The 2,611-nt window shown below is 47.6% G+C and carries 2 protein-coding genes; one reads left to right on the plus strand and one right to left on the minus strand.

Going from position 1 to position 2,611, the window contains the following annotated elements; translation table 11 throughout:
- Positions 1–447: 447 nt before the first annotated feature.
- Complete coding sequence (locus DXB92_RS11165) at positions 448–2,163, plus strand: phospho-sugar mutase (RefSeq protein WP_021683465.1); 1,716 nt, start codon at positions 448–450, stop codon at positions 2,161–2,163.
- Between the two features lie 234 nt (positions 2,164–2,397).
- Here DXB92_RS11165 and DXB92_RS14005 read toward each other — a convergent pair.
- Positions 2,398–2,611: hypothetical protein (locus tag DXB92_RS14005; protein WP_207658598.1), on the minus strand; the 214-nt coding region annotated here is incomplete at its 5' end.

The following is a 2,611-nucleotide window of genomic DNA, read 5'->3' on the forward strand; positions in this document are numbered from 1 at the left end:
GTTGCACTTTATTCTCTTGACTTTCGCTCTCGTGCGACAGCTTTATTATTATACCATGCGTTTTCGCATTTGTCAAGTAAATATCTGTAAAAGAATTTTGCAAAAAACTATGCAAATCTCACAAGCAACGGTGCTGCCATCATATAAGACAATGCACAACACTATTATATGGATATAGTAAGAGCCTGCCCATGACTCAAACACAAATCAGATTTTCCCGCAAAATCATAGCGTAACTTTGCTGTTTTTTTGTTTTCTGAAAAAATTCACGTTTGCACGAAAAAAAATCGTTGCATCTTGACAGAGAATGTGGTATAATAAATGCAGTTTGGGTGTGTGATTTTTATAAGGCTACACATTCCGGTATCGCAGCCGCCCGTCTATGGGTGTATTTTCGCGGTATTGTTCCCTGATTATTGTAAATTGTTTTCATGGAGGTATCCTATAATGACGGAAAAAGAATTGTATCAGCAGTGGCTGGAGCATGCAACAGAAGATGCCGATCTGCAAACGGAATTAAAAGGAATCGCTGGTGACGACGCTGCGATCAGTGACCGTTTTTATCGGGATCTGGAATTCGGTACCGGTGGTCTGCGGGGCGTTATCGGTGCAGGCACCTATCGTATGAACATTTATACAGTACGCCGTGCGACACAGGGTCTTGCCAATTATGTCAAGTCCGCTTTCGAAGCACCCAGCGTTGCCATTTCCTATGACAGCCGTATCAAATCCGATGTTTTCGCAAAAGCTGCCGCAGAAGTTCTGGCTGCAAACGGCATTCGCGTACACATCTATACAGAACTGATGCCGACCCCGATGCTGTCCTATGCAGTTCGTGCACAGAAGTGCAGTGCCGGTATCATGGTTACCGCCAGCCACAACCCCGCAAAATACAACGGTTATAAGGTATACGGCAGCGACGGCTGTCAGATGACCATTGATGCAGCCAACGCCGTTCTGGCAGAGATCAACGCTCTGGATATGTTCACTGGTGTCAAGCACACCAACTTCGACGAAGCAATGGCTTCCGGCATGATCTCCTACACGCCGCAGTCTGTCATTGATGCTTATTATCAGGACGTTCTGAAGCAGAGCCTGAATCCGGAACTGTGTGCAAAAAGCGGTCTGAAAATCGTTTACACGCCGCTGAACGGTACCGGAAACAAGCCGGTTCGCCACATTCTGTCTGCAATCGGCATCAAGGACGTAACTGTTGTTCCGGAACAGGAAAATCCGGACGGCAACTTCACCACCTGTCCGTATCCGAATCCGGAAATCCGCGAGGCTCTGGAATGCGGTCTGAAACTCTGCCGCGAAGTAAAGCCGGATCTGCTGCTGGCAACCGATCCGGACGCTGACCGTGTTGGCATTGCAGTTCCTGACGGCGATGACTATGCACTGTTCTCCGGCAACGAAGTCGGTGCAATGCTGCTGGAATACATCTGCCAGCAGAGAACCGAAAAGGGCACTATGCCGAAGAACCCGATCGCAGTCAAGACAATTGTTACCACTGATATTGTCAATGCTATTGCCAAGGAATACGGCGTGGAGATTATCGACGTGCTGACCGGCTTCAAGTTCATCGGCGAACAGATCGGCTTCCTCGAAGCCAAGGGCGAAGAAAACCGCTACATTTTCGGTTTCGAAGAAAGCTACGGCTATCTGGCTGGTTCCTATGTCCGCGACAAGGACGCAGTTGTTGCCTCCATGCTGATCTGCGAAATGGCTGCTTACTACCGCACCAAGGGCATTTCCATGATCGAAGCCCGCAAGCGTATGTACGAGAAGTACGGCGTATATGTACACAGCCAGCACAGCTTCACCTTTGAGGGCGAAAGCGGCATGATCGAAATGCAGAAGATCATGGCTAAGCTGCGGGAAGAACACCCGACTGAGATCAACGGTCTGAAGGTGCTCCAGTTCGACGACTACCAGACCAGCATTTCCAAGAACCTGACCACCGGTGAAAAAACAGAGATCACCCTGCCGAAGTCCAACGTACTGGCATTCTCTCTGGAAGAAGGTGCAAAGGTTGTTATTCGTCCGTCCGGTACAGAGCCGAAGATCAAGGCTTACTACACCGTCACAGCGGACACTACCGAAGCTGGTGCAGTCAAGGAAAAGGCTCTGGACACTGCATTCAGTGCAATGATTCTGAACTAATTTCTGCAATTAGTCATTCATAATAGCAAAAAACGCCCTGTGTCAACTGATTTTCGTTGACACAGGGCATTTTTGTATTTTCTTAGGCAATACCGCACAAAGATTGTGCGACAGATGCGTCGTCAAATTTTTCGTCAGATGAAACAAAAAGCGGAGTGAATACTTGATGTATTCACGAGCATTTTTGTGAAATATGAGAGTCTGTTTCGTATCTGACGTATGCAGATTGCGTCGTCAGATTTTTTGAGAGATGAAGGGAAAAACGGAGAAAATCCTTTGTGGATTTTCGAGTATTTTCCCGAAATATCTCGGAAAATATGCACGCAAGATGCGTGCGGGAAGATACGAAACAGGCTCTGAAGGGAAATTTGCAAGCAGATGGCGTGCAAAGTCCCCAGACGCTCTTTGTGCGGGATTGCCCTTATAATGTGTGACAAACTTCCGCAAA

Source organism: Ruminococcus sp. OM06-36AC (assembly GCF_003438725.1).
Taxonomy (GTDB): Bacteria; Bacillota; Clostridia; order Oscillospirales; family Ruminococcaceae; genus Ruminococcus_C; species Ruminococcus_C callidus.